The following is a 23,209-nucleotide window of genomic DNA, read 5'->3' as shown; positions in this document are numbered from 1 at the left end:
TTAGGTCTTAGAGCACTACTCCAGACCTAAACCATATATTGTAGGTTAGGTAAGCTTACTTAAGCTCAACCTCAGCTCCAGCTTCTTCTAAAGAAGTTTTTAAGCCTTCAGCTTCGTCTTTAGATACGCCTTCTTTGATTGCACTTGGTGCATCATCAACTAAACCTTTTGCATCTTTTAAACCTAAACCAGTTAATTCTTTAACTAATTTTACTACAGCTAATTTAGAACCACCTGCCGCTTTAAGGATTACATCGAATTCAGTTTTTTCTTCAGCGGCATCATCACCTGCTGCACCTCCACCTGCTGCTACTGCTACTGCAGCTGCTGCCGGCTCGATACCATATTCTTCTTTTAATATAGTTGCTAATTCGTTAACATCTTTTACTGATAAGTTAACTAATTGTTCTGCGAAATCTTTTAAATCTGCCATTTTTTTATTGTTTTAATAATGTGTGTGTTTATATTTTTTTAATGTGTGTTCTTGTTAAGATTACCCTTCTCTTTCGGATAATGTTTTTACAATTCCAGCGATTGTTCCACCACCAGATTTAAGTGCTGAAATAACGTTCTTAGCTGGAGATTGTAATATTGTAATAATCTCACCAAGAAGTTCTTCTTTAGACTTAATATCTACTAATGTATCTAATAAATCATCGCCAACATAAATTGCTTCTTCAATGAAAGCACCTTTTAATAAAGGCTTTTCAGATTTTTTACGAAACTCTTTAATTACTTTGGCTGGAGCGTTTCCAGTTTCAGAATACATTACTGATGTATTTCCTTTTAAAGTTGCAGGTAACTCACCGAACTCTTTATCCGATGCTTCCATAGCTTTCTCTAAAAGCGTATTCTTAACTACAGCTAACTTAATGTTAGACTTAAAACATGCTCTTCTTAAATTTGAAGTTGCTAATGCATCTAATCCAGACATATCTGTTAAATAGATATTAGCATTTTCTGCTAATTGAGCAGTTAACTCTTCAATTACTTGGGATTTTTCTTCTCTTGTCATAATACTCTAAGTTTAACTACTATCCTATTTTTGTGTCAATTGAAATACTTGGACTCATAGTACTAGACATGTAAATACTCTTTACATAAGTACCTTTTGACGACGTTGGCTTTAACTTCATAATTGTAGATAACAATTCTTGAGCATTCCCAATAATCTTTTCAGCACTGAATGATGCTTTACCAATTGGCGCATGCACAATACCTGTTTTATCTACCTTAAAATCTATCTTACCAGCTTTTACTTCTGAAACTGCTTTTGCTACATCCATTGTTACTGTACCTGTCTTAGGGTTTGGCATAAGACCTCTTGGTCCTAATACTCTACCTAATGGTCCTAACTTACCCATGATACTTGGTATAGTGACAATTACGTCAACATCTGTCCAACCTTCTTTAATTTTCTGTAAGTATTCATCTAATCCAACATAATCAGCACCAGCTGCTTTAGCTTCGTCTTCTTTATCTGGAGTTACTAGCGCAAGCACCTTCATATCTTTACCTGTACCATGTGGTAATGAAACTACACCACGAACCATTTGATTGGCTTTACGTGGATCTACACCTAATCTGATTGCTAAATCTATAGAAGCATCAAACTTAGTATAAGTTATTTCTTTTAGTAAAGCTGAAGCTTCTTCTAAAGAGTAGATTTTGTTATTATCTACCTTTGCTTGTGCTTCTTTTTGCTTTTTTGTTAATCTTGCCATTTCTAAAAATTTAGTTTGGAGCTTCTCCTCCTTTAACAGTGATACCCATTGATCTTGCTGTACCGGCAACCATTTTCATAGCTGATCCGATTTCAAAAGCGTTTAAATCCACCATTTTGTCTTCAGCAATCGCTTTAACTTGATCCCAAGTTACTTTTGCTACTTTGCGTCGGTTTGGTTCTCCTGATCCTTTCTTTACTTTGGCCGCTTCTAATAATTGTACTGCAGCTGGTGGAGTCTTGATTACAAATTCAAACGATTTATCTTTGTAAACAGAGATTACCACAGGTAAAACTTTACCTGGTTTATCTTGAGTTCTAGCGTTAAATTGCTTACAGAACTCCATGATATTAACTCCAGCGGCACCTAAAGCGGGTCCTACCGGTGGCGATGGATTCGCAGCACCTCCCCGAACTTGTAGCTTAACTACTTTGTCTATTTCTTTTGCCATTTCTTAATGTTTGTGCGACTATTTATATTGGAAGCATAAATAGAACGCTCTTTTATTGTAACAATTATTAAACTTTCTCTACTTGCATGTAACTTAATTCCAATGGTGTTTTTCTTCCGAAAATTTTCACCATTACCTCAAGCTTACGCTTTTCTTCATTTATTTTCTCAATAGTACCATCAAAACCATTAAATGGACCATCAATAACTTTAACAGTTTCTCCTTTTGTAAATGGTATTGCAACATTTGCATCTGCTTCAATTGCTAACTCATCTACCTTACCTAACATTCTGTTAACTTCAGACTGTCTTAAAGGCACAGGATCTCCACCTTTGGTTTCGCCTAAAAAACCAATTACATTTGTAATTGATTTTATAATGTGTGGAATCTCACCACTCAAATTAGCTTGAACCATAATGTAACCTGGGAAATAAACTTTTTCTTTGTTTATTTTCTTTCCGTTACGTATTTGAATTACTTTTTCTGTTGGAACTAATACCTGATCTACAAAATCATCTAAACCTAACCTTGAAATTTCGTTTTCAATGTAAGTCTTGATTTTGTTCTCTTGACCACTTACTGCCCTAACAACATACCATTTCTTCTCTGACATAATCTTATTTGCTGCTAGTTAATAAATCCGAAATAAGCTTTAACCGCTCTACTAAAAACAGTATCCACTCCCCAAATAGCTAATGAAAATATAATTGAGAACAGAGCTACAATTACCGTTAATCTTTGAGCCTCTGGCCTAGGTGTCCATGACACATTGTTCTTTAACTCCTCAAACGATTCTTTTATATATGTTATTAATCCTGCCATTTGGTTTATATTTTATCAAATTAAGAAGAGTTTAAAAAACTTTTCTTTACTCGTTTTTATTCATTGCACGGGTTGAGAGACTCGAACTCCCGACACCTGGTTTTGGAGACCAGTGCTCTACCAACTGAGCTAAACCCGTAAATATCAATCAAGGCATCCCGAATTATCGGAACACCTTAATTAACTATTTAACTATATATTGTTTAGTCTAAAATCTCAGTTACCTGACCAGCACCGACTGTTCTACCTCCTTCACGGATAGCGAAACGTAAACCTACGTTCATTGCAATTGTGTTGATTAAGTCAACAGTAATTGTTAAGTTATCCCCAGGCATTACCATTTCAACACCAGATGGAAGCGCAATGTTTCCAGTTACATCAGTTGTACGTACATAAAACTGAGGACGGTAGTTATTATGGAATGGTGTGTGACGACCACCTTCTTCTTTCTTGAGGATGTATACCTCAGCTTTAAATTTAGCATGTGGTGTTACAGAACCAGGCTTAGTAATTACCATACCTCTAGAGATTTGAGATTTCTCAATACCTCTTAATAAGATACCAGCATTATCACCAGCTTCTCCTCTATCTAAGATTTGACGAAACATTTCAATACCAGTGATAGTAGAAGTTAACTTCTCAGCACCCATACCAATAATCTCAACTGGATCACCTGTGTTAGCCACACCTGTCTCAATACGACCAGTTGCAACAGTACCACGACCAGTAATAGAGAATACATCTTCAATTGGCATTAAGAAAGGCTTATCCATATCACGAACTGGTTCTTCAATCCATGTATCAACAGCTTCCATTAATTCCATAACTGTATCCACCCACTTTTGCTCACCGTTAAGTGCACCTAAAGCAGAACCAGCAATTACAGGACCATTATCACCATCATATTCGTAGAATGATAATAAATCTCTGATTTCCATATCTACTAATTCTAACAATTCTTCATCGTCTACCATATCCACTTTGTTCATGAATACAACAATGCGAGGAATACCTACCTGACGACCAAGTAATATATGCTCACGAGTTTGTGGCATAGGACCATCTGTTGCAGCAACAACTAAAATAGCACCATCCATTTGCGCAGCACCTGTAACCATATTCTTTACATAATCAGCGTGACCTGGACAGTCAACGTGTGCGTAATGACGATTTGCAGTTGCATATTCTACGTGAGACGTATTGATTGTTATACCTCTTTCTTTTTCTTCTGGTGCGTTATCGATTTGATCGAAATCTTTTGCCTCAGATAAACCTGCATCAGCTAATACTTTAGTAATAGCAGCAGTTAAAGTTGTTTTACCGTGATCTACGTGTCCAATGGTACCAATGTTTAAGTGTGGTTTTGAACGATCGAAAGTTGCCTTTGCCATGTTTAATTTATTTTAATCTTATTTATTATTAGTGTTCAATTGTTAATTCTAAAACTACTTAGAAAAAAGAGCCAATGACGAGATTTGAACTCGTGACCTCTTCCTTACCAAGGAAACGCTCTACCCCTGAGCTACACCGGCGTAAAGTGTTTAAGTCTCATTACTTATAATGAGATTCTGCCTTCGCAGAAAATTTAGAGCGAGAGACCGGGTTCGAACCGGCGACATTCAGCTTGGAAGGCTGACGCTCTACCAACTGAGCTACTCTCGCATTTATAATTAAGTTACCTTAATTAAAGGTTTTCAATATTTCAAATTCATATTTATTTTTAGACCGCCCTTCCTTAGGTTAACGATCTTGGATTGATGACTCAATCCATACAATTTTCAAAAACTCGTTTTTGACAGCTCTTTATTAAAAATTATTTGTGGGGAGAGCAGGATTCGAACCTGCGAAGGTGAAAACCAACAGATTTACAGTCTGTCCTCGTTGGCCGCTTGAGTATCTCCCCAAATCATAATAAAAATGAACTTTAAAAGAGCCGATGGAGGGACTCGAACCCACGACCTGCTGATTACAAATCAGCTGCTCTAGCCAGCTGAGCTACATCGGCTTTTTCTTACTTTTTTACCATCAAAAATTAACCATAAAAAAGCCCGCTATTTCTAACGGACTGCAAATGTAGTGTTTTATTTATTTATTCAAAACATTTTTGAAAAAATTTTAATCAAGTTCTAGCTCTTAATTTTTCTTTTCTTTTTTTAATTTGTCTTTCTAATGATGCAATAGCTATGTCAGCACCTTCTTCGAAACTTTTACATTGCTTTTTCACTATAAAACTATCACCTGGCACACTGACTTTAGCTTCAAAAATTTTATTTTCTTTATCGCTTGTATTCTGGACTTTCAAATACACATCAGATTGTATTATTTTGTCGTAAAACATATCTAATTTATCCATTCGTTTCTGAATGAAATCAATCAGCTTACTATCAGCATTAAAATTTACGGATTGTGTGTTTACTTTCATATACTTTATTTTAAGTTAAACATATGTATAAAACGAGGTTCGTTTCACACAGGCTAATTAATGTTAAGAAAACTTAACGAAGATTTCTTGGGTGTGATTTCGCGTACACTTTTTTTAATTCAGCTATACTATTATGTGTATAAACTTGAGTGGCGGCTAAACTGGTATGCCCAAGAAGTTCTTTTACTGCATTTAAATCTGCACCTTGATTTAATAAATGGGTAGCAAATGAATGTCGTAATACATGAGGACTACATTTTGCTTTTGAAGATGCTTCACTAAAATACTTATTTATTATTCTGTAAACAAGTTTTTCATAGATTTTAAAACCTTTTTGGGTTAGAAACAATACATCTTTATCATCAATAACAGGCAATTGATTACGATATTCAATATAAGTTTTTATTGTATGCATCAAAGACCTAATTAAAGGTATATAACGTTCTTTATTACGTTTACCTCGTACTTTCAACTGATTATTACCAAAATCAATATCGGACAACTTAATATTAACCAATTCAATGCGTCTTATACCTGTAGCATAAAACAATTCAATTACAAAATAATTTCTCGCACTTTCAAAATCAACAATATTAGCAGAGTTTTCTAGGACACTTTTTAACTCTTGCTCCGAAAATGGTAATTGAACTTTCTTACCTACTTTTAAAGCTTTATGTTTCTTTAAAGGGTTAACATTTATACACTGCGTTTTTAGCAAAAATTTGTAATAACAATTTAGTGAAGAAACTTTCCTATTGATCGTCCTGTTAGTAATACCAATATTAACCAACTCTACAATCCATTGTCTTATCTCTGAATAACCAACTTTTAAAATAGCTTGACTGTCATAAAAATCATTTAAAAATTCTTGAAATGTTTCAATATCTGTAACATAAGCATGTGCTGTATGCTTAGAATATTTCTTTTCTAATAATAAATACTCTGAAAATGCTTTAAGACTCATTTAATTTTTATCACGTTATTAAAGATAACGAATTGTTATGATTAATATTGATTTAGGAATTAAAATACTCTAAACATTAGATGTAATTAAAAAGCGTTTTTCGATTAAGTTACCGGTTTATATGATTTTTTATCAATAATCATCTTCGAAAGTATCTCTTTAAGAATCTCCGAAGTTCCACCACCAATAGGCCCAAGACGACTATCTCTAAAAATTCTCGCCAATGGATATTCCTCCATATAACCATAACCACCTAAAAATTGTAAACAGTTATAAGCAACTTCGTCTGCCATTTTTGTTGACTTCAATTTTGATATTGTTGCTTCTTCAACAACATATGCCCCATTATTTAATTGGTCTGCAACCATATAATTATAATACTTACATATCTGCATATCTGCATGCATATCTACATACCTATGTCGTAATGCTTGATATTTATCTAAGGATTTTCCGAATGTTGTTCTTTCAGACATATACTGTAATGTATATTCTAATGCGTACTCTGCTCTTGCATGAGCATTAATACCCATGATTAATCGCTCTAAAGCAAAATGCTGCATAATATAAGGAAATCCTTTACCCTCTTCACCCATAAGTTGACTCACAGGAACTTTGACATTATCAAAAGCGATTTCTCCGGTATCTGAAGCACGCCAACCTAATTTATCTAATTTAGTAGCTGATACACCTTCTGTTTTACTATCTAAAACAAATATGCTTATACCTTTGTTACCCATTTCTGGATTGGTTTTAGCAGCAACAATCATATAATCACTATAAACACCATTAGTAATAAAGGTTTTAGAACCATTTATAATATAATGATCACCTTCTTTTACAGCAGAAGTTCTCATACCTGCAACATCACTTCCTCCAAAAGGTTCTGTAACACATAAACAACCTATTTGATCACCAGAAATACTATCTGCTAAATATTTTTCTTTAATTGCTTCATCACCTTCTTTATTAAGGTGTGTCATTGCCAAATAAGCATGAGCCCATATTGCAGCTGCAAATCCGCCAGAATTAATACGCTGCAATTCTTCAAGCAAAATAACTGTATAAAATAAGTCTAAATCTAAACCTCCATATTGTTCTGGGTAAGCTAAACCAAAGTAGCCCATATCACCAAATTTTTTCCAAATGAAGCGTTCAATATTTCCGGTTTCTTCCCACTTTTCAATATGCGGAACAACTTCTTTTTGCAGAAAATCTCTTAGACTTTCTCTGAATAAATTATGCTCTTCTGTGAAATATAAATCGGACATCTTTTGTTATTTATTACATATGCAAATATAACTTAATTATCTCGAATTTTTTGTTTGGAAAACCCTCAACTTTTGTTAATTCTTCTAAAGATTTAAAGCCATCTCTCAAAGTTCGCTCTTCAATAATACTATTAGCAACTTCGTAATCTATATATTGAATTGTAACCAACTCATCTCTTGTTGCTGTATTTAAATTAAACTTTGTAATTGCTCTTGGAGTTTTTACTGTGAAATCATTTTTTATACGCTCAATTACTTCTGGCATTAAACCCCTAACTTCAGAAAGCTGAATATCAGAGATAAATCCACCATTATATTTATTTCTGTATTCTATAATTCTTACTGAAAGCTTTTCACCAACTCCATATACTTTTTGTAACTGACTGGCTGTAGCTTTATTCAAATCTATTTTCTGAGAGAATGTTTTTGGTGTCTTAGAATTTGAATAAGAATTATTAGAGTAGTTCGATTGGGGTTTTGGATTAGTCACCCAGTCTGGAAACTTAAAATATCGAGACATTGTTCCTAAGAGCGAATCTGAAACTTTTGTAACATTTTGAAATTCTTTTGCTGAATTCACCCAACGATTAGTTTCTCTAAACTTGTGAAGTCTATCTATTTCTTCATTAGACATTCCTAATGTATAACCTTTATAGTCTGTTATGTAATTTGGATTAAACGGATAAATCTTTGGCTTACTATTTTCAATCTCAACTAAACGAAGTGAATCTAATTCCCTTTTGAAAGCATCTAATTCATTTGGATTTATAGGAACTTCATCTTTAGAAAAATCAACAAATACATAAAGGCATTGAGTAATAATCATAATTGCTAATAATAAAAAAACCCCATTCCGTTGCTGATTAGAAAACTGGAAATGGGATTTCATAATGTTAATTATATCGTTTATGCTTTTCTAGCCTTGATAGCATCTAAATATCTAGTTAATTGCTTTCTTACTATTGGGAACAAGAAGAATAAACCAACCATATTAGGGAAAATCATTGCAAAAATCATTGCGTCAGAGAATTTCCAGATTGATCCCATACTTGCTGCTGCACCAATAACCACAAAAAGTAAGAATAATACCTTATAAACCATATCTGCTGTCTTTCCTCTACCGAATAAAAATTTCCAAGATTGTAAACCGTAGTATGACCAAGATATCATAGTAGACACAGCAAACAATACTACTGCTATAGTTAAGAAAATATTAGAGTAAGGAATGTATTGTGCAAATGCCTTAGACGTTATACCAGCTCCTTCGTAACCAACACCATCAATAAATACTACTCCAGAACCATCACCTCCATATTCGAAGAAACCTCCGAAATTAAAAATAACAATTACTAACGCTGTCATTGTACAGATTAAAACAGTATCAATAAAAGGTTCTAAAAGCGCTACTAAACCTTCTGAAGCAGAATATTTAGTTTTAACAGCTGAATGTGCAATTGAAGCTGAACCAGCACCTGCCTCATTTGAAAATGCTGCTCTTTGGAATCCTACTAATAAAACACCTATTAATCCACCAACACCAAATGCAGTTGGGTTAAAAGCTTCTCTTACTATAAGACCAATAGCATCATCAATTAAACTAAAATTACTTAATATAATATATAAACAAGCAGCAACATACATTACAGCCATAAATGGTACAACCTTTTCTGTTACTTGTGCAATACGTCTAATTCCACCAATAATTATAATTCCAACTAAAGCTGCTAAAACCACACCTACAATTGCACCTGCTGCTGTACTTTCCCAGTTAAATAATTCTTTAATTACGATTGTAGCTTGGTTAGACTGAGCTGCGTTTCCTCCACCAAAAGATCCACCTATACAAAATACAGCGAAAATTGCGGCTGCAACCTTCCCTAATGTTTTAAATCCTTTAGATTTTAGACCTTTACTAATATAGTACATTGGCCCTCCGTAAACTACTCCATCTTCACCTACATCTCTAAATTGAACACCTAATGTACATTCTACAAATTTTGTAGACATACCGAGTAAACCACAGACAATCATCCAAAATGTTGCACCAGGTCCACCTAAAGCAATGGCTAAAGCTACACCTGCTATATTTCCATTACCAACTGTGCCTGAAACTGCAGTAGCTAATGCTTGAAAATGACTTACCTCTCCTTCTTCGCTCTCATCTCTAATAGTCTCTATTGAATCTCCTCCAGGTGTAACGTCGCCATATGCTGGTTCTACAACTGCATGATCTATATCATCATATTTTCCTCTAACGACATTAATAGCTTTTCCAAAAAATCGGATATTAGGAAACCTAAAGTAGAGTGTAAAAAATAGAGCACTACCAACTAATAAAACAAGAACAAATGGAATTTCCATTGTTTCGCTTTTATATATTGGAAAGAAAATTGCATCAAAAAATCCATCAGCTACTGGCTGAAATGCCTCATCAATTTTTTGATCAAGTCCTTTTTCTGCTTCTTGAGCGAAATTTAATAATGGTAATAGTAATGCAATAAGGGATAGAAGATATTTCTTCATGAGTGTAGTTATTAGTTAGTTATTGTTTTTACAGGTGACAAGATGCTAAAAAAAAATGAGTTTCTAAAGTCAGAGACGTTAAAATGGCTATGCTTCTTGTTCTATATTGTATTTAGAATTTAAGCGTTCTATTTGTTCTGGGCGTCCTAAAACAATAATTTTTGAACCTGGCACTAACTGGGTATTTGCCTCAGGATTAACAATATATTCTCCTTTATCATCCTTAAAACCAATGACTGTACAACCTGTATTTTTTCTTAAATCTAGATCTCTTATTGTTTTTGTATTCTTAGCATTGTAGAGTTGTTCTACTTTTACTTCTTCAACATTAATGTTTCGCTCTCCTACAATACCCAAATTATCAATAAACTCTACTAAATCTGGTATAACAACTAAAGAGGCCATATGATCACCTCCTATACGATCTGGAAGAATTACATTATTAGCACCTGCTAATTTTAATTTATTATAAGACGTTTCTTGTGATGCTCTACTTATAATAGTCATCCTATTATTAATTTGTCTTGCAGATAAAACTACAAATAAGTTATCCGCGTCACTAGGTAAAGCACAAATTAATGTACCAGCTTTTTCTATACCAGCTTCTAATAATGTTTCATCTTCGTTTGCATTACCAAATACATAAGGAATATGATCCTCTTGTAATTTTTCAATAATTTCTTTGCTACGTTCTATAATCACATAAGGCTTGTTATAAGCTTGTAATTTTTTTGCCGCTTGCTTTCCATTACGACCAAAACCACATATAACGATGTGATTTGACATTGCGTCTATTTTCTTTTGCATCTTACGTTGTTTTATGTCTTCAAAATTATTTCTGCTTAGAATATATTCGGTTATTATTGAAATTGCGTAACCAACAATAACGACACTTGTTAAAATTAAAAATATGGTAAATATTTTTGCTGGTACGCCAAGTGGCTGTACTTCACCAAAACCAACAGTCGTTATTGTTATAACTGTCATGTATATAGCATCAATCCAACTTAAACCAGAAATAAATCTGTAACCAATAATACCAAAGAATATTAAAATTACAAGCATTACGAATGCCGTGTAAATCTTGGATCTAAAAAGTCTGATTAAAGGGTTATTCATAGTTATAAATCAAAAACCGAAGAGCGCTTTGTGTAAATTATATCCTTAATCCGAATCCAAAATGCCAAGAATAAGTATAAAGCGAATCCAAATCCAACAGTTACAAATGTTAAATACATAAACGAGGTTCTTACAATCTTTGCTCTAATACCCAAACGGTCTGCTATACGTTGGCAAACATAGTAGCCACGTTTCTGAAAATAATGTAACAACACATAGAACCCTTTCATAAATGCAAGTTACTCAATTTTTAGTGATTAGACTATTACCTATAGCACATTGCAGGCATTTATTTTTATCACAAAAATGTTGCTTTAATTGCAATAATGCTTGAGAGTTTAAGGCATTCTTTTCCATCTTTTTTAAGTCTTGAAATTTAGACACAATACTATTTTTTTCCATTTTTATTTGCTTAATAAGTTTAAACAAATCATCATCAATAGATTTTCCTTGTGATTTAGCATAGCTGAATTTTATAGGGATAATTGTATTTATAATAAGTAAATCGATAAAAGACTTGGTTAAAGCTTTATTAGTCTTCCTTGATATTTTTGAAAATGTGTAATGCGTCTCCCAGAAATTAGTAACGCTTTTTGTAAATAATTTATAATAATCCTCTTTGGTTTTTAAACTAATAACTTTAGAAAACAAATTTTGCTCCAAAGCATAAAGATTAGCAAACTGAGAAAAACGAATGCTTGGGAAATTCGGAGGTCTTAATCTAAAAAAGTGAACTCGAAGTACTCCTTGATTATTCAGTCTGAATTTCTGTTGTAGAAATTGGTAACGTTTCTTTAAATCTAAAAAATAAACATCCTGAATATCGCCATCTAATAAATTAGCCTGTCCGAACAGTAAAGCTTCAATATCTAAAACATCATTTTGAAGTTTTCTAATCAAATAAAAATCGAATGAACTTGCCAAACTTAAAAATGATTCACCATTAACTTTTAACCCAAAATTCTTCAATAGTATTTTGAAAAGAACTGCTTCCCAATCATTATTTGAAGCATCTAATAACGTTTTAATACGCTCTGATTTATTCTCTAAACGATCTATATACATGCGTTCTAACCAATTATTCAGTAGAAAATCAACTACCACAGGAAAATCAGTTTCACAATTAATCCAAGATTTAGACTGTATGAGTTTTTGATAATTATTTAGTAGGCTTTTGTCAACGTAATGTTTTAATTCTAAAGTTGGAATTTCAGAATTATCTTTTCTAAAGATTTCAGTATCGTGCTCCCAAACTATATGCAAGATAACATTGTCATATGCTTTATCATTCTCATGATTATGTAAATACCAGTCAGATGACTTTATATGAATCTCTAAATTACCTGCCCAAAGTTGATTATCAATAATTAATTGTCCATTAAAAAAGTCTGGTCCTGCGTTTAAGTTATGTTCCCCTAAACTTTTAATAATAACATCTTCTCCTCTAGTAGTTTTTAGAGATTTTAGAGAAAATGCTTTGTATTTCCAGATGTAATGAAGAAAATCTTCTTGCATCTATCGAAAATACTAAAATCTTTAAACAACTTGTTGTTTCTTCTTGCAATAAAAATTAAGCAAATCGTGAAGTTCATTAATCTTAAAAGGTTTGCTTAAATAACCATTCATTCTGTAACGCCTTATTTTGTCACCAACTTCTGATTCGGAAAATGCTGTAAGTGCGACAATAGGAATTAAGGCTTTTCCACTATCTGACATTTTACGTATTATCCTTGTAGTATCATAACCGTCTAAAACAGGCATTTGTAGATCCATTAGAATTATATCAAAATCTCTATCCTTGTATACATCTAATAATTCTTGTCCATTTTTGGCGATAATATAATTAATACCCCACTTTTTGAATAACTTTTTTAGTAACATGGCATTAAGATTATTGTCCTCTGCAACGAGTACATTCAAATTAATAGGAGTTATGTTTAATTTATTATTTTCTCTTTTTAATGAAACTGTATTAGAATGTTTGAAAGTAATATCAAACCAAAATAAAGAACCTTCTTCTTCAACACTATCTAATTGTAAATCGCTACCTTGAATTTTTAAAAGTTCTTTACTTATATATAACCCTAATCCCGAACCACCATATAATTTTGACGTATCTACGCTAGCCTGAACAAAACTTTTAAATATATCTTTCTGTTTATTATATGAAACTCCAATCCCAGAATCTTCAACAAGAAACCTTATTGTTGTATTCTCAACTTTTTTATCAATTACTTCTGTTCTAAAACTTACTCCTCCCTCATGCGTAAATTTAAATGCATTACTGAGTAAGTTCTTTAGCACTTGAGATAATTTTAAACTATCCCCTTTAAGTATATTTGGCATTTCACTATCTAAAACAGTATCAAAACTAAGTCCTTTTTTTAAAGCTGCCTGTTTAAAATGTAATTGAATATTTTGTATTAATTCTGAGAGGTTAAAATCTTCCTCTACTAATCTAATTTGCTTAGATTTATATTTATTTAGATCTAAAAGATCATTTATTAAAGTTAATAAATGTTCACTTGAATATTTTAATACCTGTAAGTTCTCTAACTGTTCTGGTAAAAATGTCTCCATTAATAAAATATCAGACATACCCATTACCGCGTTGAGAGGAGTTCTTATTTCGTGAGACATTGTTGAAACAAACTCATCTTTTATTTTGTTAGCATTATTTAATTCTATTTCTGTTTCTTTAAGCTGAGTCACATCAGACATAGTTCCAATTGTACCATCCGCTTTATTATTACTATTATAAGTTAAAGCTAAACGTAACTGCACCCATATCTTTTTTCCAGAAGGCTTATAAAATTCGAATAATGTTTCATAACCATCATGTTCTTCGCTCAAAAACTTACTAATCCTTACTTTTTCCTTTTTATTAATACCAAATAAAAGATCTCTATAATTTCTATTAATAGCTTCTTCAACTTTTACTCCAAATAAATCTTCCCATGCTTTATTCAGGTATTTAAAATTACCTTGCATATCAGTTTTAAAGATAACATCATCAATAGTGTTAACAATTGTATTTAATTCATTCTCAACATTATCTACCTGAGATTTTAAAGTCTGATTTACCTTATATAACTCGTTAGAACTTTGTTCTAAAATAATTTCTATATGCTTAACATCATCATCAAAGCTTTTATATGCATCATTAACCACACTAAAAAATTTCTTAAATTTTAGTATATCGGCTTCATTAAAGCCAGCATTGCGTATTTGTCTAAGCAACAATCTATGTTGGTTCACATCTAACATTCTGATAGCGTTGTGATTGTCATGGTTTGATTATGCAACTCGCATGGTGAAAAAGGTTCAAAAGGTGAAATCTCACCGTAGGAATAGAATCCCGTAATCATAGGTTTATCACCTATAATTTCTTGAACAACTTCAACTTCTTCTTCCACTAATTGTTTTAGCACTAATCTTCTACCAACACAACTTATCAAAATTGCTAACTCAGTATTATTCTCTGTAGATTTAAATGCATTCTTAGCAGAATCTTCTGCGCCACCAATAAGCCTATCAACATTAGCTTTCATAAGACGCACATATGACCCTTCCGGTATATTACCAGCAAAAGTTAAACTCTGTTCCTTTTCATCAATACTTAATATTGTTCTAACAACTGGAGTGTCATATTCATTGACTCTCATATTTAAAGGAAATAAAAGGCCAGAACTTGGAAGGTTTTTAGCATTATCACCTAAAAAAGATTTATACAATTCTAGCGCAGGTAAACCGTCTAACTCGTATAATTTGTTTTTTTCGGACTTAGTAACTAATCTATCGATACCAAAACTATCCCAACCTCCTCTAGAGCTATAACCAACTTCTAATTGATCACCGTAAAATCCTAAACCTACAACCATGCGGTCATCAATATCATTATTCGCAATTACAAAAGTTTTATTAAAATCCGCACCATCTGCAGCTAATCCACCAGTGATACCAGTATTTGGAAGTATACTCCTTAAACCAGAAACTAAATCCGCACCGTTAACATTAAGTCCATCACTAAAAACTAAGACATGCTTTAGTAATTCATCATCTAATTTTTGAGCCATAGAAATACCTGCATCAAAACTTTCGTCCATAGATTCTATGTCTACTCTTATCAATTTGTGTTTTACTTTTTCTAACTGAATTGCTGTAAGTGATACAGATGCGTCTGATACTGTTATTCCTGAAATCTCACCTGCCGTAGAACAGCCAACTATTGTTATATTAGGATAAAGTATTTGTAATTCTTTTACCAACTCCTCTTTCATATCAAATGAAGGAGAAACAAAAAGCATGAAAATATCAGGAGAAATAGTTATTTCTGAAATAGCTTCGTACCATGCAGATTTCTTAAGAGATAATTGCTCTACTCTCATAATAATGTAGGTTAAATTTTGGAGAAATACACTTTATCGAATAAATATGTATTTCAGCGAATATATACCAAAATGTTGAAATTACAAAACTTATTCATTTGATATTGAATGCAAAAAAGTTAATAATGATAGTAATAACTTTCAGATTCTATAGCTTTTTAACTATTTTTAAAATAAAAATTTAAGTTATGAAACGATTACTTTTAACCTTAGCAGTCCTTGCAACTTTATATAGTTGCAGTAGAGATGAAGACCGAAATTATTCTGCTTTAGAGAGTTTTATAGGACAATGGGAACTACAAAGTAGAATTTTAAATGACACTACTCCCGAGTCAACAGATAATGAGAAATTTATTTTTAGAGATGATGATGATATTAGAGATTTTAAAGGCCTATTTACATTAGAATCTTCAGAGGCATCTTCAGGAACATTTAATATTACTGAACAAGGTAATGTGATGTATTTTGAGACCTCAAATGGTACAACTTTTTCTTATGAATTTGATCTTAGGACTATAACACTTACTCTTGGTGGAACGAATGAAAATGGAGATGTGATTAAGGAAATTTGGATTAAGACGAGTAATTATATTGAATAAATAAAATGCAATGGTAGAAATAAAAAAATCCTGAAGCATACTTCAGGATTTTTTTATTATTCACTTTTCTAAAAAGGGATACATTATTCAATATACCCCATATCACGCATCCAATCATCATTAAACATCTTACCAACATAACGACTACCATGATCGTGGAATAATACGACAACCACATCTTCTGGTTTAAAATGTTCTTTTAATTGTAATACACCTTTTATAGCAGCACCAGCGGAGTTTCCTAAAAACATACCTTCGTCTTTAGCAAGCTTTTGAGTATAAACTGCCGCATCTTTATCTGTAACCTTTGTAAAACCATCAATGAGACTAAAATCCACATTTTCTGGTAGAATGTCTTCACCTATTCCCTCAGTAACATATGGATAGATTTCATTTTCATCAAAGACACCAGTCTCGTGGTATTTTTTAAAAACAGATCCATAAGTGTCAATTCCCCAAACTTTAACATTAGGATTTTGTTCTTTTAGATACTTGCCCACTCCAGAAACTGTTCCACCTGTTCCTACTCCAACTACAAAATGAGTTACTTTTCCGTCCGTTTGATTCCAAATTTCTGGTCCAGTACTTTGATAATGTGCTTTAGCATTACTCGGATTATCATATTGATTTACATACCAAGAATTTAGAGTCTCTTCACCTAAACGCTTAGACACTGAATAATAACTACGAGGGTCTGTTGGCTCAACATCAGTTGGACAAACCACAACTTCAGCTCCTACTGCCCTTAATATATCCATTTTTTCTTTAGACTGTTTATCGCTAATTACAAAAATACATTTGTAACCTTTTACGATAGCTGCCAATGCTAAACCCATTCCTGTATTTCCAGAAGTTCCCTCTATTATAGTGCCACCAGGTTTTAACCTCCCATCAGCCTCTGCATCTTCAATCATCTGTAATGCCATTCTATCTTTTACTGAATTTCCTGGATTGAAAGTTTCGTATTTAGCAAGTACTAAGCAAGGTAAATCCTCTACCAACTTGTTTAGTTTAACCAAAGGCGTATTTCCTATTGTACCTAATATATTTTCTGCGTAATCCATAGTTATTTTATGAGGTGCAAATTTACGTGAATTGTAAAGAATAGAAAGTTAAAAGTAAGTTATGTTTCTAAGTCGTCTTTGGTGTTTAATAAAGACAAGATTGACTAAAATAAAATAACCTAAAAGCTAAAGACAACATATCAATCAAATCGAATAGCCTTGACTGGCGAAATTTTAGAAATAATAACTGAGGGAATAAGAAGCATTAATAGGCATACTACAAATGTTCCAATATTTAATAACAAAATATAATCCCAATGGATATAAACAGGAACATTACTCACATAATAAGTATCTGGATTAAGTGGGAAAAGTTTAAAATATTTTTGTAAAAACAATAAACCTAAACCTATAATATTTCCCCAAAGTAAACCAAGACCTATAAGATATGATGCATTGTATAGAAAAACTTTTCTTATCGTCCAATTAGAGCTTCCTAAAGCCTTTAAAATACCGATCATTGAAGTACGTTCAAGAATAAGAACAAGTAAAGCAGTAATCATGTTAATACCTGCAACTAATATCATTATAGCAATAATGCCATATGTATTATTATCAAATATTTTTATCCATTCAAAAATGGTATAATATTTTTGAGTAATAGGTATAGCATTTAATAGCGACGGAACTTCTTGATAAACCTGTTGTGTCTTTTCTTCTAAATCCGAAAAATCCTCAATAAAAACCTCAAAATTGCCTATTTGATTGTCTTCCCATTTATTAAGAAATTGAATATGTCTTAAATCTGCTATGCAGTATTTTTCATCTAAATCTTGAAAACCTGAATTATAGATACCTACAATTTCAAAATTTCTAATTCTTGGACGCTCTTTACCAAAAAGTGTCTGAAACTTTTCACCCAATTTGAATCTTAAACGGTTTGCTATGTATCTCGAAATTAGAATCTCTTCATTTCGTTTTTGAGAATAATCTGGTAATCGTCCTTCCACCAAAAACTCTTTAAAGTGATCCCAATTATAATCTGCACCCACACCTTTTACAATAATGCCCTCAAAGTCAGTCTCAGTTCGTATAACTGCAAATTTTGTTGCAACACCTTGCACATGTTTTACACCTTCAATATTATTAAAATTAGGATAAAACTCTTGATTAATAGAAATCGGAACTTGCGACTCATCCGATGCATTAGTATCGTAATTGGTAATTTCGATATGTCCATTAAAGGCTACAACTTTATCTCTAATCTTTTGCTGCAAACCTATTCCTGAAGCTATAGCAATAAGCATCACAATAATTCCTATAGCAATTGCAGCAATGCCAATTTTAATTATTGGTGCTGAAACACTACTTTTATACGCTTTGTTACCAATAATGCGTTTAGCTATAAACAACTCAAAATTCAAACTCAGATATGTGTTTTAAGGTTTTCAAAAATACAGCTTTATTATTTGTCTTTATAGCGATTTCTTGTGGCTCTAATACTAAGAATGATTTATCTAATAATGAGCCTCAAAAACAAGCTAAGGACAACGAACATATTGTTGTTGGCACCAACAGAACGGAGCTTTATTTACCATTATTACAAGGTAGACGTATTGGTATTGTGGCTAATCAGACTTCAATTGTTACCCACTCTCTACAAAAAGTAGATCATCCTGAAATCATTGAAGAAACAAATTATCATTTAGTAGATTACCTAAACAGCAATAAGAGTGTAAATGTGGTTAAAGTATTTTCCCCTGAACATGGTTTTAGAGGTAAAGCTGATGCTGGTGAATTGGTAAAAGACGGTAAAGACACCAAAACTGGCTTACCTATTTTATCACTGCATGGCAAACACAAAAAACCAACGAAACAACAGTTAAAAGACTTAGATATCATGATTTTTGATATTCAAGATGTAGGTGTTCGGTTTTACACTTATATTTCAACATTACATTATGTGATGGAAGCTTGTGCGGAAAATAATATTCCACTTCTAATTTTAGATCGACCAAACCCAAATGGTAATTATATTGATGGGCCAGTTTTAGAAACCAAACATAGAAGTTTTTTAGGAATGCATCCTGTTCCTTTAGTTCATGGAATGACTATTGGCGAGTATGCAAAAATGATTAATGGTGAAGCTTGGCTTTCAGACGGCGTAACTTGTGACATTACTATTATTGAAATAAAAAATTACACACACAAATCTACTTACAGTATACCTATACGACCTTCACCAAATTTACCTAACGATCAATCGATAACATTATATCCTAGTTTAGGTTTATTTGAAGGTACTAATATTAACGCAGGTAGAGGTAGTGAATTTCAATTTCAGCGTTATGGCGCACCTTTTTTAGATGAGAATTACTATAAATTTAGTTATACTCCTACAGCTAATTTTGGATCAAAATATCCAAAACATGAGAATACAATTTGTTATGGAGTTGATTTATCTGAAACAAAAGTAGATAGAAGCTTTACATTAAGCTATATTATGGATGCTTACAAGAATGCTACTGATAAATCTAAAGTTTTTAATACCTCAAACTTTACAACTCATGCTGGTACAGAGAAACTACAAAAACAAATACAAGCTGGTTTAACGGAAGCTGAAATTAAATTAAGCTGGCAAGAAGATTTAAAAACTTATAAAAAAATGCGAAGTCAGTATATGATATATGACTAAAATCTAGTTGTTAGAGAGTACAACCTTTGTTGGCTCAATGGCAACAACTTTTTCTGATATTATTTTTGCGGGTTGTTCTATTGGAATCTCTTTCAAAATTTTAACTACAAATACAATACGTTTTGGAGATTGTACAGCGACTAAAACATGTTTTCCGATTGGAAATTTATTTAATGGTAATCTATAAGAGGTTGTATCTACATAAAAGTCAAAATCTCTACCATAGTCTTTATTTATAGAATATAGATAATTGATTTTTTTGTCGCTCTGAAGGATGAGTGTATCTTTAGTTTTATTCAATTTATGAATTAAACCTTCTGCTTGAATATTCTTATTCTGCTCTAGTTTAGCAAAATGTTCTTGAGCTCGTAAAGTGAAACTCAATAAAAAGACAAGAATTAGAACGAGACAAATACGGATTAAATTTTTCACACAATTTTACCTTAAGTTAAACATGAGGGTGTTTAGCTCAACAGTAATTAATTAATCCGAAATAAACATAAGTAGTTTCTCACTTACATATAATAGAAAATCTATGAAATACAGAAATATTAGTGGAAATACATTAAATTGTTAATAAGCTATTGATAACTGTAATTCTAGAGAAGTTCAATAAGCAAATCGGGATAGTCAGTGATAATACCATCAACTTGCCATGACATCATTTTTTTTATATCCTCAACTTCATTAATCGTCCATGGAATAATTTGGAATCCTTCAGAGTGGTAATACTCAACTTTTTCTGCTGTTAATAATTTAAAATAAGGGCTAATAATCTCTGGTTTATAGGATAGTTTTTTGAGCTTACTTTTAATAGTTTCATTCTCATCAACCAATAAAGCAACTTCCATATCAACAGATTGTTCTCTGATTTTTTCTAAGACCTCTAAATCAAATGATTGAAGGTTCACCTTTTCAAACATACCATGCGCTTTTATTTCCCCTAAAACTAATGCAACGTATACTTCAGGAATTGGTGTATAAATGTCATAATACTCAGGCATAGACTTAATCTCTATATTAAATTTTACATCAGAATTTTTAGATTTTACTAAATCAAAAACTTCAGATAATAATGGCTTATATACTTTCAATTTTTGTTGATTAGTATAGGTTGGGTGAAATTTTGAGCCACAATCAAAAGTTTTTATTTCTTCATGTGTCATTTCATACAAATTGTATTTACTATCCATCGCTTCAGGAATTTCTTCGCCTAAAGGATTATAACAAATTGTACTATTCATATAGGGCTCGTGAGACACGACAACGTTGTTGTTTTTTGTAATTGCAATATCTAACTCTAGAGTTGTTACACCTAAATCAATAGCCTTCTCAAAAGCTGGTAAAGAATTTTCTGGCAGTAAGCCTCTACAACCTCTGTGGCCTTGTATATCAATTTGCTTTTCGGTATTACAACTCATTAAAAAAAGCGTTAAGAGAATAAAAAGATTAGTCTTCAACATCAGCCGAAATCGTAGGTTTTTCATACTTCTGAAACGGTTGCTTTAATAACTCTTTAATACTACTATTTTTTTGTTCGTCGGGGAATACATCAACACCATATATCAATTTCTCTCTATCTAAGTACATATAAGTTCCAAAGATACGATCCCAAATACTGAAGATATTTCCGTAATTAGAATCTGTATAAGGTAGTCTATAATGATGATGTGTTTTGTGCATGTCTGGAGAGACAATAAAATAACTTAATGCTTTATCTAATCCTTTAGACATTTTAAGATTAGCATGTGTAAATTGGGTAAATACTAGAGACATAGCCTGATACAGCATCACCAACGCAATAGGAGTACCTACTACTAGTATTCCTAATAAAGTAAAAGAAAATCTAATAACACTCTCAATAGGATGATGTCTATTTGCAGTTGTAGTATCTACCTTATGATCTGTATGATGCACCAAATGTACCATCCATAGTAGTTTTACTTTATGCTCTACAAAATGTGCTAGGTAAGCACCAAAAAAATCAAGAAGTAAAACTCCGATTAAAACATAAAGCCATAAAGGCATTTCTAGTAACCAATTTATAATCCCGAAATCATTTGCCTGTGTCCAATCTGCAGCAATCAAAAACATCCAAGCTAAACCTAGGTTAACGATAATAGTTGTTAACGTAAAGAATAAATTAGGAAGTGCATGTTTCCATTTTTTATAATCGAATTTAAATAAAGGAATTGCACCTTCTAATAACCAAAAGAATGTAATTCCGCTAACAATTATGATACCACGATGATGTGGTGGAATCGTTTCAAAATAGTTTATAATCGTTTCCAAAAATTATGTATTAAGATTAATGATGAGTTTAGCTTTCTTCAAATTTACTAAAGAAACTTTAGATTTCCATAACTCAGCATTTTCAGAATCCTCCAAACTCATATAAGCAGTGTAATATAAAAACGCAATAAAATTTTCGTTACTATTTTCTATAGTATCTGCTTTTATTTTTTTTAACTGTCTCAATACTTTTCTAGGTCGTTTTAATATTAATGATTCCTGGATTTTCAAAAGGTCACTTCTTTGTTTTAAAACAATTTCATCTTCGTCAGTATTCTGTTCTGAAAAAGATTTAGCTTCTTCTAAATATATATTTGATAATGCAATAATTGATGGTCTAATATTAGGACTGGCGAAAAGAGCAAAATCCAAATACTTTGATGCTAAATAGTAAGCTGAATAAAAGTTTTTTTCTTTCCTATAACCTAATAGCTCAGGCTTTAAAAGTTCAGTATTTAAAGCATATTTTTTAATAAGTTTGGTAATATTTTGGTAATCTTCAGAGAAATCGTTAGCATTTAAAATGTTGCCATTAACATCTAATATCTTAATGGATTCGTCGTTAAACTTATCCATATAATTTTGATTTCGCTTTCCTTTAATTTCGTAATAGAGATCAGCATACTGATCTTCGTTTACAATAACTGGAATAAAATGTTTCCAGATTAATGGACTTACATTTTCGTCTTCAAATAAATTCTGAATAAAAACTGTTCTTCCCTTATCGTCATTTACTAAAACAGAATATTGATATTTTGTTGATTCCTCCCAAACCATTAACACCATTTTATCCTGAACTAAAGCTAACTTTTTAGCAATTCCTAAATCAGTCATCCATGCTTGAGAAAAGGATATATTAATAGTAAATAGAATAAATAACGTTTTTAGAAGGTGGTTTTTCATTTTTTATATTTTTACTCTGTAGTGAATCAAAA

25 protein-coding genes and 5 tRNA genes are annotated in these 23,209 nt (G+C 32.0%); 2 read left to right on the top strand and 28 right to left on the bottom strand.

From position 1 onward, the window contains the following. Positions 1–55: 55 nt before the first annotated feature. The 22 genes from rplL to WPG_RS11820 form a co-directional block, all read right to left on the bottom strand. Complete coding sequence (rplL, locus tag WPG_RS11920; RefSeq protein ID WP_045472900.1) at positions 56–433, bottom strand: 50S ribosomal protein L7/L12; 378 nt, start codon at positions 431–433, stop codon at positions 56–58. A 60-nt stretch (positions 434–493) separates the two neighbouring features. Continuing rightward, a complete protein-coding gene (gene rplJ / locus WPG_RS11915; RefSeq protein WP_045472898.1) occupies positions 494–1,015 on the bottom strand; it encodes a 50S ribosomal protein L10 in 522 nt (173 codons plus the stop codon). Positions 1,016–1,034: 19 nt separating this feature from the next. Next, positions 1,035–1,724 (bottom strand): 50S ribosomal protein L1, encoded by a 690-nt coding sequence (rplA, locus tag WPG_RS11910; protein WP_045472897.1) that lies wholly within the window; start codon positions 1,722–1,724, stop codon positions 1,035–1,037. A 10-nt stretch (positions 1,725–1,734) separates the two neighbouring features. Then, positions 1,735–2,175 (bottom strand): 50S ribosomal protein L11, encoded by a 441-nt coding sequence (gene rplK, locus WPG_RS11905; RefSeq protein ID WP_008270923.1) that lies wholly within the window; start codon positions 2,173–2,175, stop codon positions 1,735–1,737. Positions 2,176–2,242: 67 nt separating this feature from the next. Continuing rightward, positions 2,243–2,788, bottom strand: a complete 546-nt coding sequence (gene nusG / locus WPG_RS11900; protein ID WP_045472893.1) for a transcription termination/antitermination protein NusG — start codon at positions 2,786–2,788, stop codon at positions 2,243–2,245. 14 nt (positions 2,789–2,802) lie between these two features. Then, positions 2,803–2,997, bottom strand: coding sequence for a preprotein translocase subunit SecE (secE, locus tag WPG_RS11895; RefSeq protein ID WP_045472890.1), 195 nt, complete (start codon positions 2,995–2,997; stop codon positions 2,803–2,805). A gap of 66 nt (positions 2,998–3,063) precedes the next feature. Then, a tRNA-Trp gene (locus WPG_RS11890) sits at positions 3,064–3,136 on the bottom strand. 64 nt (positions 3,137–3,200) lie between these two features. After that, positions 3,201–4,388, bottom strand: a complete 1,188-nt coding sequence (gene tuf, locus WPG_RS11885; protein ID WP_045472888.1) for an elongation factor Tu — start codon at positions 4,386–4,388, stop codon at positions 3,201–3,203. 69 nt (positions 4,389–4,457) lie between these two features. Then, positions 4,458–4,529: transfer RNA gene (locus tag WPG_RS11880), tRNA-Thr, on the bottom strand. Positions 4,530–4,586: 57 nt separating this feature from the next. After that, positions 4,587–4,659, bottom strand: a tRNA-Gly gene (locus tag WPG_RS11875). 158 nt (positions 4,660–4,817) lie between these two features. Beyond that, positions 4,818–4,900: transfer RNA gene (locus WPG_RS11870), tRNA-Tyr, on the bottom strand. Positions 4,901–4,928: 28 nt separating this feature from the next. Then, a tRNA-Thr gene (locus WPG_RS11865) sits at positions 4,929–5,002 on the bottom strand. Positions 5,003–5,116: 114 nt separating this feature from the next. Then, on the bottom strand, positions 5,117–5,419 hold the full coding sequence (gene hpf, locus WPG_RS11860) for a ribosome hibernation-promoting factor, HPF/YfiA family (RefSeq protein ID WP_045472884.1): 303 nt from the start codon (positions 5,417–5,419) through the stop codon (positions 5,117–5,119). Positions 5,420–5,492: 73 nt separating this feature from the next. Then, positions 5,493–6,383, bottom strand: a complete 891-nt coding sequence (locus WPG_RS11855; RefSeq protein ID WP_045472881.1) for a tyrosine-type recombinase/integrase — start codon at positions 6,381–6,383, stop codon at positions 5,493–5,495. Between the two features lie 104 nt (positions 6,384–6,487). After that, positions 6,488–7,654, bottom strand: coding sequence for an acyl-CoA dehydrogenase family protein (locus WPG_RS11850; protein ID WP_045472878.1), 1,167 nt, complete (start codon positions 7,652–7,654; stop codon positions 6,488–6,490). A gap of 13 nt (positions 7,655–7,667) precedes the next feature. Next, complete coding sequence (locus WPG_RS11845) at positions 7,668–8,543, bottom strand: ComEA family DNA-binding protein (protein WP_045472876.1); 876 nt, start codon at positions 8,541–8,543, stop codon at positions 7,668–7,670. 17 nt (positions 8,544–8,560) lie between these two features. Continuing rightward, a complete protein-coding gene (locus WPG_RS11840; protein ID WP_045472874.1) occupies positions 8,561–10,177 on the bottom strand; it encodes an alanine/glycine:cation symporter family protein in 1,617 nt (538 codons plus the stop codon). An 87-nt stretch (positions 10,178–10,264) separates the two neighbouring features. Then, positions 10,265–11,296, bottom strand: a complete 1,032-nt coding sequence (locus WPG_RS11835) for a potassium channel family protein (protein WP_045472872.1) — start codon at positions 11,294–11,296, stop codon at positions 10,265–10,267. A 2-nt stretch (positions 11,297–11,298) separates the two neighbouring features. Next, positions 11,299–11,526 (bottom strand): PspC domain-containing protein, encoded by a 228-nt coding sequence (locus tag WPG_RS17815; RefSeq protein WP_084221575.1) that lies wholly within the window; start codon positions 11,524–11,526, stop codon positions 11,299–11,301. Between the two features lie 13 nt (positions 11,527–11,539). Continuing rightward, positions 11,540–12,811 carry a DUF2851 family protein gene (locus WPG_RS11830; protein ID WP_045472870.1) on the bottom strand — a complete coding sequence of 424 codons (1,272 nt, stop codon included), beginning with the start codon at positions 12,809–12,811 and terminating at the stop codon, positions 11,540–11,542. Between the two features lie 21 nt (positions 12,812–12,832). After that, positions 12,833–14,536, bottom strand: coding sequence for a PAS domain-containing hybrid sensor histidine kinase/response regulator (locus tag WPG_RS11825; protein WP_171817180.1), 1,704 nt, complete (start codon positions 14,534–14,536; stop codon positions 12,833–12,835). 20 nt (positions 14,537–14,556) lie between these two features. Continuing rightward, positions 14,557–15,684, bottom strand: a complete 1,128-nt coding sequence (locus tag WPG_RS11820; RefSeq protein WP_045472868.1) for an FIST signal transduction protein — start codon at positions 15,682–15,684, stop codon at positions 14,557–14,559. A gap of 188 nt (positions 15,685–15,872) precedes the next feature. Here WPG_RS11820 and WPG_RS11815 point away from each other — a divergent pair, with 188 nt between their 5' ends. Further along, positions 15,873–16,283 carry a hypothetical protein gene (locus WPG_RS11815; protein ID WP_045472865.1) on the top strand — a complete coding sequence of 137 codons (411 nt, stop codon included), beginning with the start codon at positions 15,873–15,875 and terminating at the stop codon, positions 16,281–16,283. Between the two features lie 83 nt (positions 16,284–16,366). Here WPG_RS11815 and WPG_RS11810 read toward each other — a convergent pair whose 3' ends face one another. Together WPG_RS11810 and WPG_RS11805 are read right to left on the bottom strand one after the other, a co-directional pair. Beyond that, a complete protein-coding gene (locus WPG_RS11810) occupies positions 16,367–17,347 on the bottom strand; it encodes a PLP-dependent cysteine synthase family protein (RefSeq protein WP_045472862.1) in 981 nt (326 codons plus the stop codon). A 140-nt stretch (positions 17,348–17,487) separates the two neighbouring features. After that, entirely contained in the window at positions 17,488–18,711 is a 1,224-nt protein-coding gene (locus WPG_RS11805; RefSeq protein ID WP_045472859.1) for an ABC transporter permease, read from the bottom strand. An 8-nt stretch (positions 18,712–18,719) separates the two neighbouring features. Here WPG_RS11805 and WPG_RS11800 point away from each other — a divergent pair, with 8 nt between their 5' ends. After that, positions 18,720–19,982 (top strand): exo-beta-N-acetylmuramidase NamZ domain-containing protein, encoded by a 1,263-nt coding sequence (locus tag WPG_RS11800; RefSeq protein WP_045472855.1) that lies wholly within the window; start codon positions 18,720–18,722, stop codon positions 19,980–19,982. A gap of 3 nt (positions 19,983–19,985) precedes the next feature. Here the strand turns inward: WPG_RS11800 and WPG_RS11795 are convergent, their stop codons facing one another. From WPG_RS11795 to WPG_RS11780, 4 genes are all read right to left on the bottom strand, one after another. Then, positions 19,986–20,414: a hypothetical protein gene (locus tag WPG_RS11795; RefSeq protein ID WP_144374468.1), complete on the bottom strand. Its 429-nt coding sequence runs from the start codon at positions 20,412–20,414 to the stop codon at positions 19,986–19,988. Positions 20,415–20,581: 167 nt separating this feature from the next. Then, positions 20,582–21,403 carry a glycerophosphodiester phosphodiesterase gene (locus tag WPG_RS11790; RefSeq protein ID WP_045472849.1) on the bottom strand — a complete coding sequence of 274 codons (822 nt, stop codon included), beginning with the start codon at positions 21,401–21,403 and terminating at the stop codon, positions 20,582–20,584. 28 nt (positions 21,404–21,431) lie between these two features. Next, positions 21,432–22,274: a sterol desaturase family protein gene (locus WPG_RS11785; RefSeq protein WP_045472846.1), complete on the bottom strand. Its 843-nt coding sequence runs from the start codon at positions 22,272–22,274 to the stop codon at positions 21,432–21,434. Between the two features lie 3 nt (positions 22,275–22,277). Then, the gene (locus WPG_RS11780) at positions 22,278–23,177 is read right to left on the bottom strand and encodes a hypothetical protein (RefSeq protein WP_045472842.1); all 900 of its coding nucleotides are present in this window, start codon (positions 23,175–23,177) and stop codon (positions 22,278–22,280) included. Positions 23,178–23,209 lie beyond the last annotated feature (32 nt).

Source organism: Winogradskyella sp. PG-2, assembly GCF_000828715.1.
Classification (GTDB): domain Bacteria; phylum Bacteroidota; class Bacteroidia; order Flavobacteriales; family Flavobacteriaceae; genus Winogradskyella.
This window is presented reverse-complemented; position numbering and strand designations above follow the sequence as displayed.

Excerpts from the sequence above, each read along its gene's own strand:
- WPG_RS11780 (WP_045472842.1), bottom strand. The coding sequence starts at position 23,177 with ATGAAAAACCACCTTCTAAAAACGTTATTTATTCTATTTACTATTAAT.
- rplL (WP_045472900.1), bottom strand. The coding sequence starts at position 433 with ATGGCAGATTTAAAAGATTTCGCAGAACAATTAGTTAACTTATCAGTA.
- WPG_RS11790 (WP_045472849.1), bottom strand. The coding sequence starts at position 21,403 with ATGAGTTGTAATACCGAAAAGCAAATTGATATACAAGGCCACAGAGGT.
- WPG_RS11815 (WP_045472865.1), top strand. The coding sequence starts at position 15,873 with ATGAAACGATTACTTTTAACCTTAGCAGTCCTTGCAACTTTATATAGT.
- WPG_RS11835 (WP_045472872.1), bottom strand. The coding sequence starts at position 11,296 with ATGAATAACCCTTTAATCAGACTTTTTAGATCCAAGATTTACACGGCA.
- WPG_RS11800 (WP_045472855.1), top strand. The coding sequence starts at position 18,720 with ATGTGTTTTAAGGTTTTCAAAAATACAGCTTTATTATTTGTCTTTATA.
- tuf (WP_045472888.1), bottom strand. The coding sequence starts at position 4,388 with ATGGCAAAGGCAACTTTCGATCGTTCAAAACCACACTTAAACATTGGT.
- WPG_RS11850 (WP_045472878.1), bottom strand. The coding sequence starts at position 7,654 with ATGTCCGATTTATATTTCACAGAAGAGCATAATTTATTCAGAGAAAGT.
- rplK (WP_008270923.1), bottom strand. The coding sequence starts at position 2,175 with ATGGCAAAAGAAATAGACAAAGTAGTTAAGCTACAAGTTCGGGGAGGT.
- secE (WP_045472890.1), bottom strand. The coding sequence starts at position 2,997 with ATGGCAGGATTAATAACATATATAAAAGAATCGTTTGAGGAGTTAAAG.
- WPG_RS11840 (WP_045472874.1), bottom strand. The coding sequence starts at position 10,177 with ATGAAGAAATATCTTCTATCCCTTATTGCATTACTATTACCATTATTA.
- WPG_RS11830 (WP_045472870.1), bottom strand. The coding sequence starts at position 12,811 with ATGCAAGAAGATTTTCTTCATTACATCTGGAAATACAAAGCATTTTCT.
- hpf (WP_045472884.1), bottom strand. The coding sequence starts at position 5,419 with ATGAAAGTAAACACACAATCCGTAAATTTTAATGCTGATAGTAAGCTG.
- WPG_RS11855 (WP_045472881.1), bottom strand. The coding sequence starts at position 6,383 with ATGAGTCTTAAAGCATTTTCAGAGTATTTATTATTAGAAAAGAAATAT.
- WPG_RS11845 (WP_045472876.1), bottom strand. The coding sequence starts at position 8,543 with ATGAAATCCCATTTCCAGTTTTCTAATCAGCAACGGAATGGGGTTTTT.
- rplA (WP_045472897.1), bottom strand. The coding sequence starts at position 1,724 with ATGGCAAGATTAACAAAAAAGCAAAAAGAAGCACAAGCAAAGGTAGAT.
- nusG (WP_045472893.1), bottom strand. The coding sequence starts at position 2,788 with ATGTCAGAGAAGAAATGGTATGTTGTTAGGGCAGTAAGTGGTCAAGAG.
- WPG_RS17815 (WP_084221575.1), bottom strand. The coding sequence starts at position 11,526 with ATGAAAGGGTTCTATGTGTTGTTACATTATTTTCAGAAACGTGGCTAC.
- WPG_RS11810 (WP_045472862.1), bottom strand. The coding sequence starts at position 17,347 with ATGGATTACGCAGAAAATATATTAGGTACAATAGGAAATACGCCTTTG.
- rplJ (WP_045472898.1), bottom strand. The coding sequence starts at position 1,015 with ATGACAAGAGAAGAAAAATCCCAAGTAATTGAAGAGTTAACTGCTCAA.
- WPG_RS11820 (WP_045472868.1), bottom strand. The coding sequence starts at position 15,684 with ATGAGAGTAGAGCAATTATCTCTTAAGAAATCTGCATGGTACGAAGCT.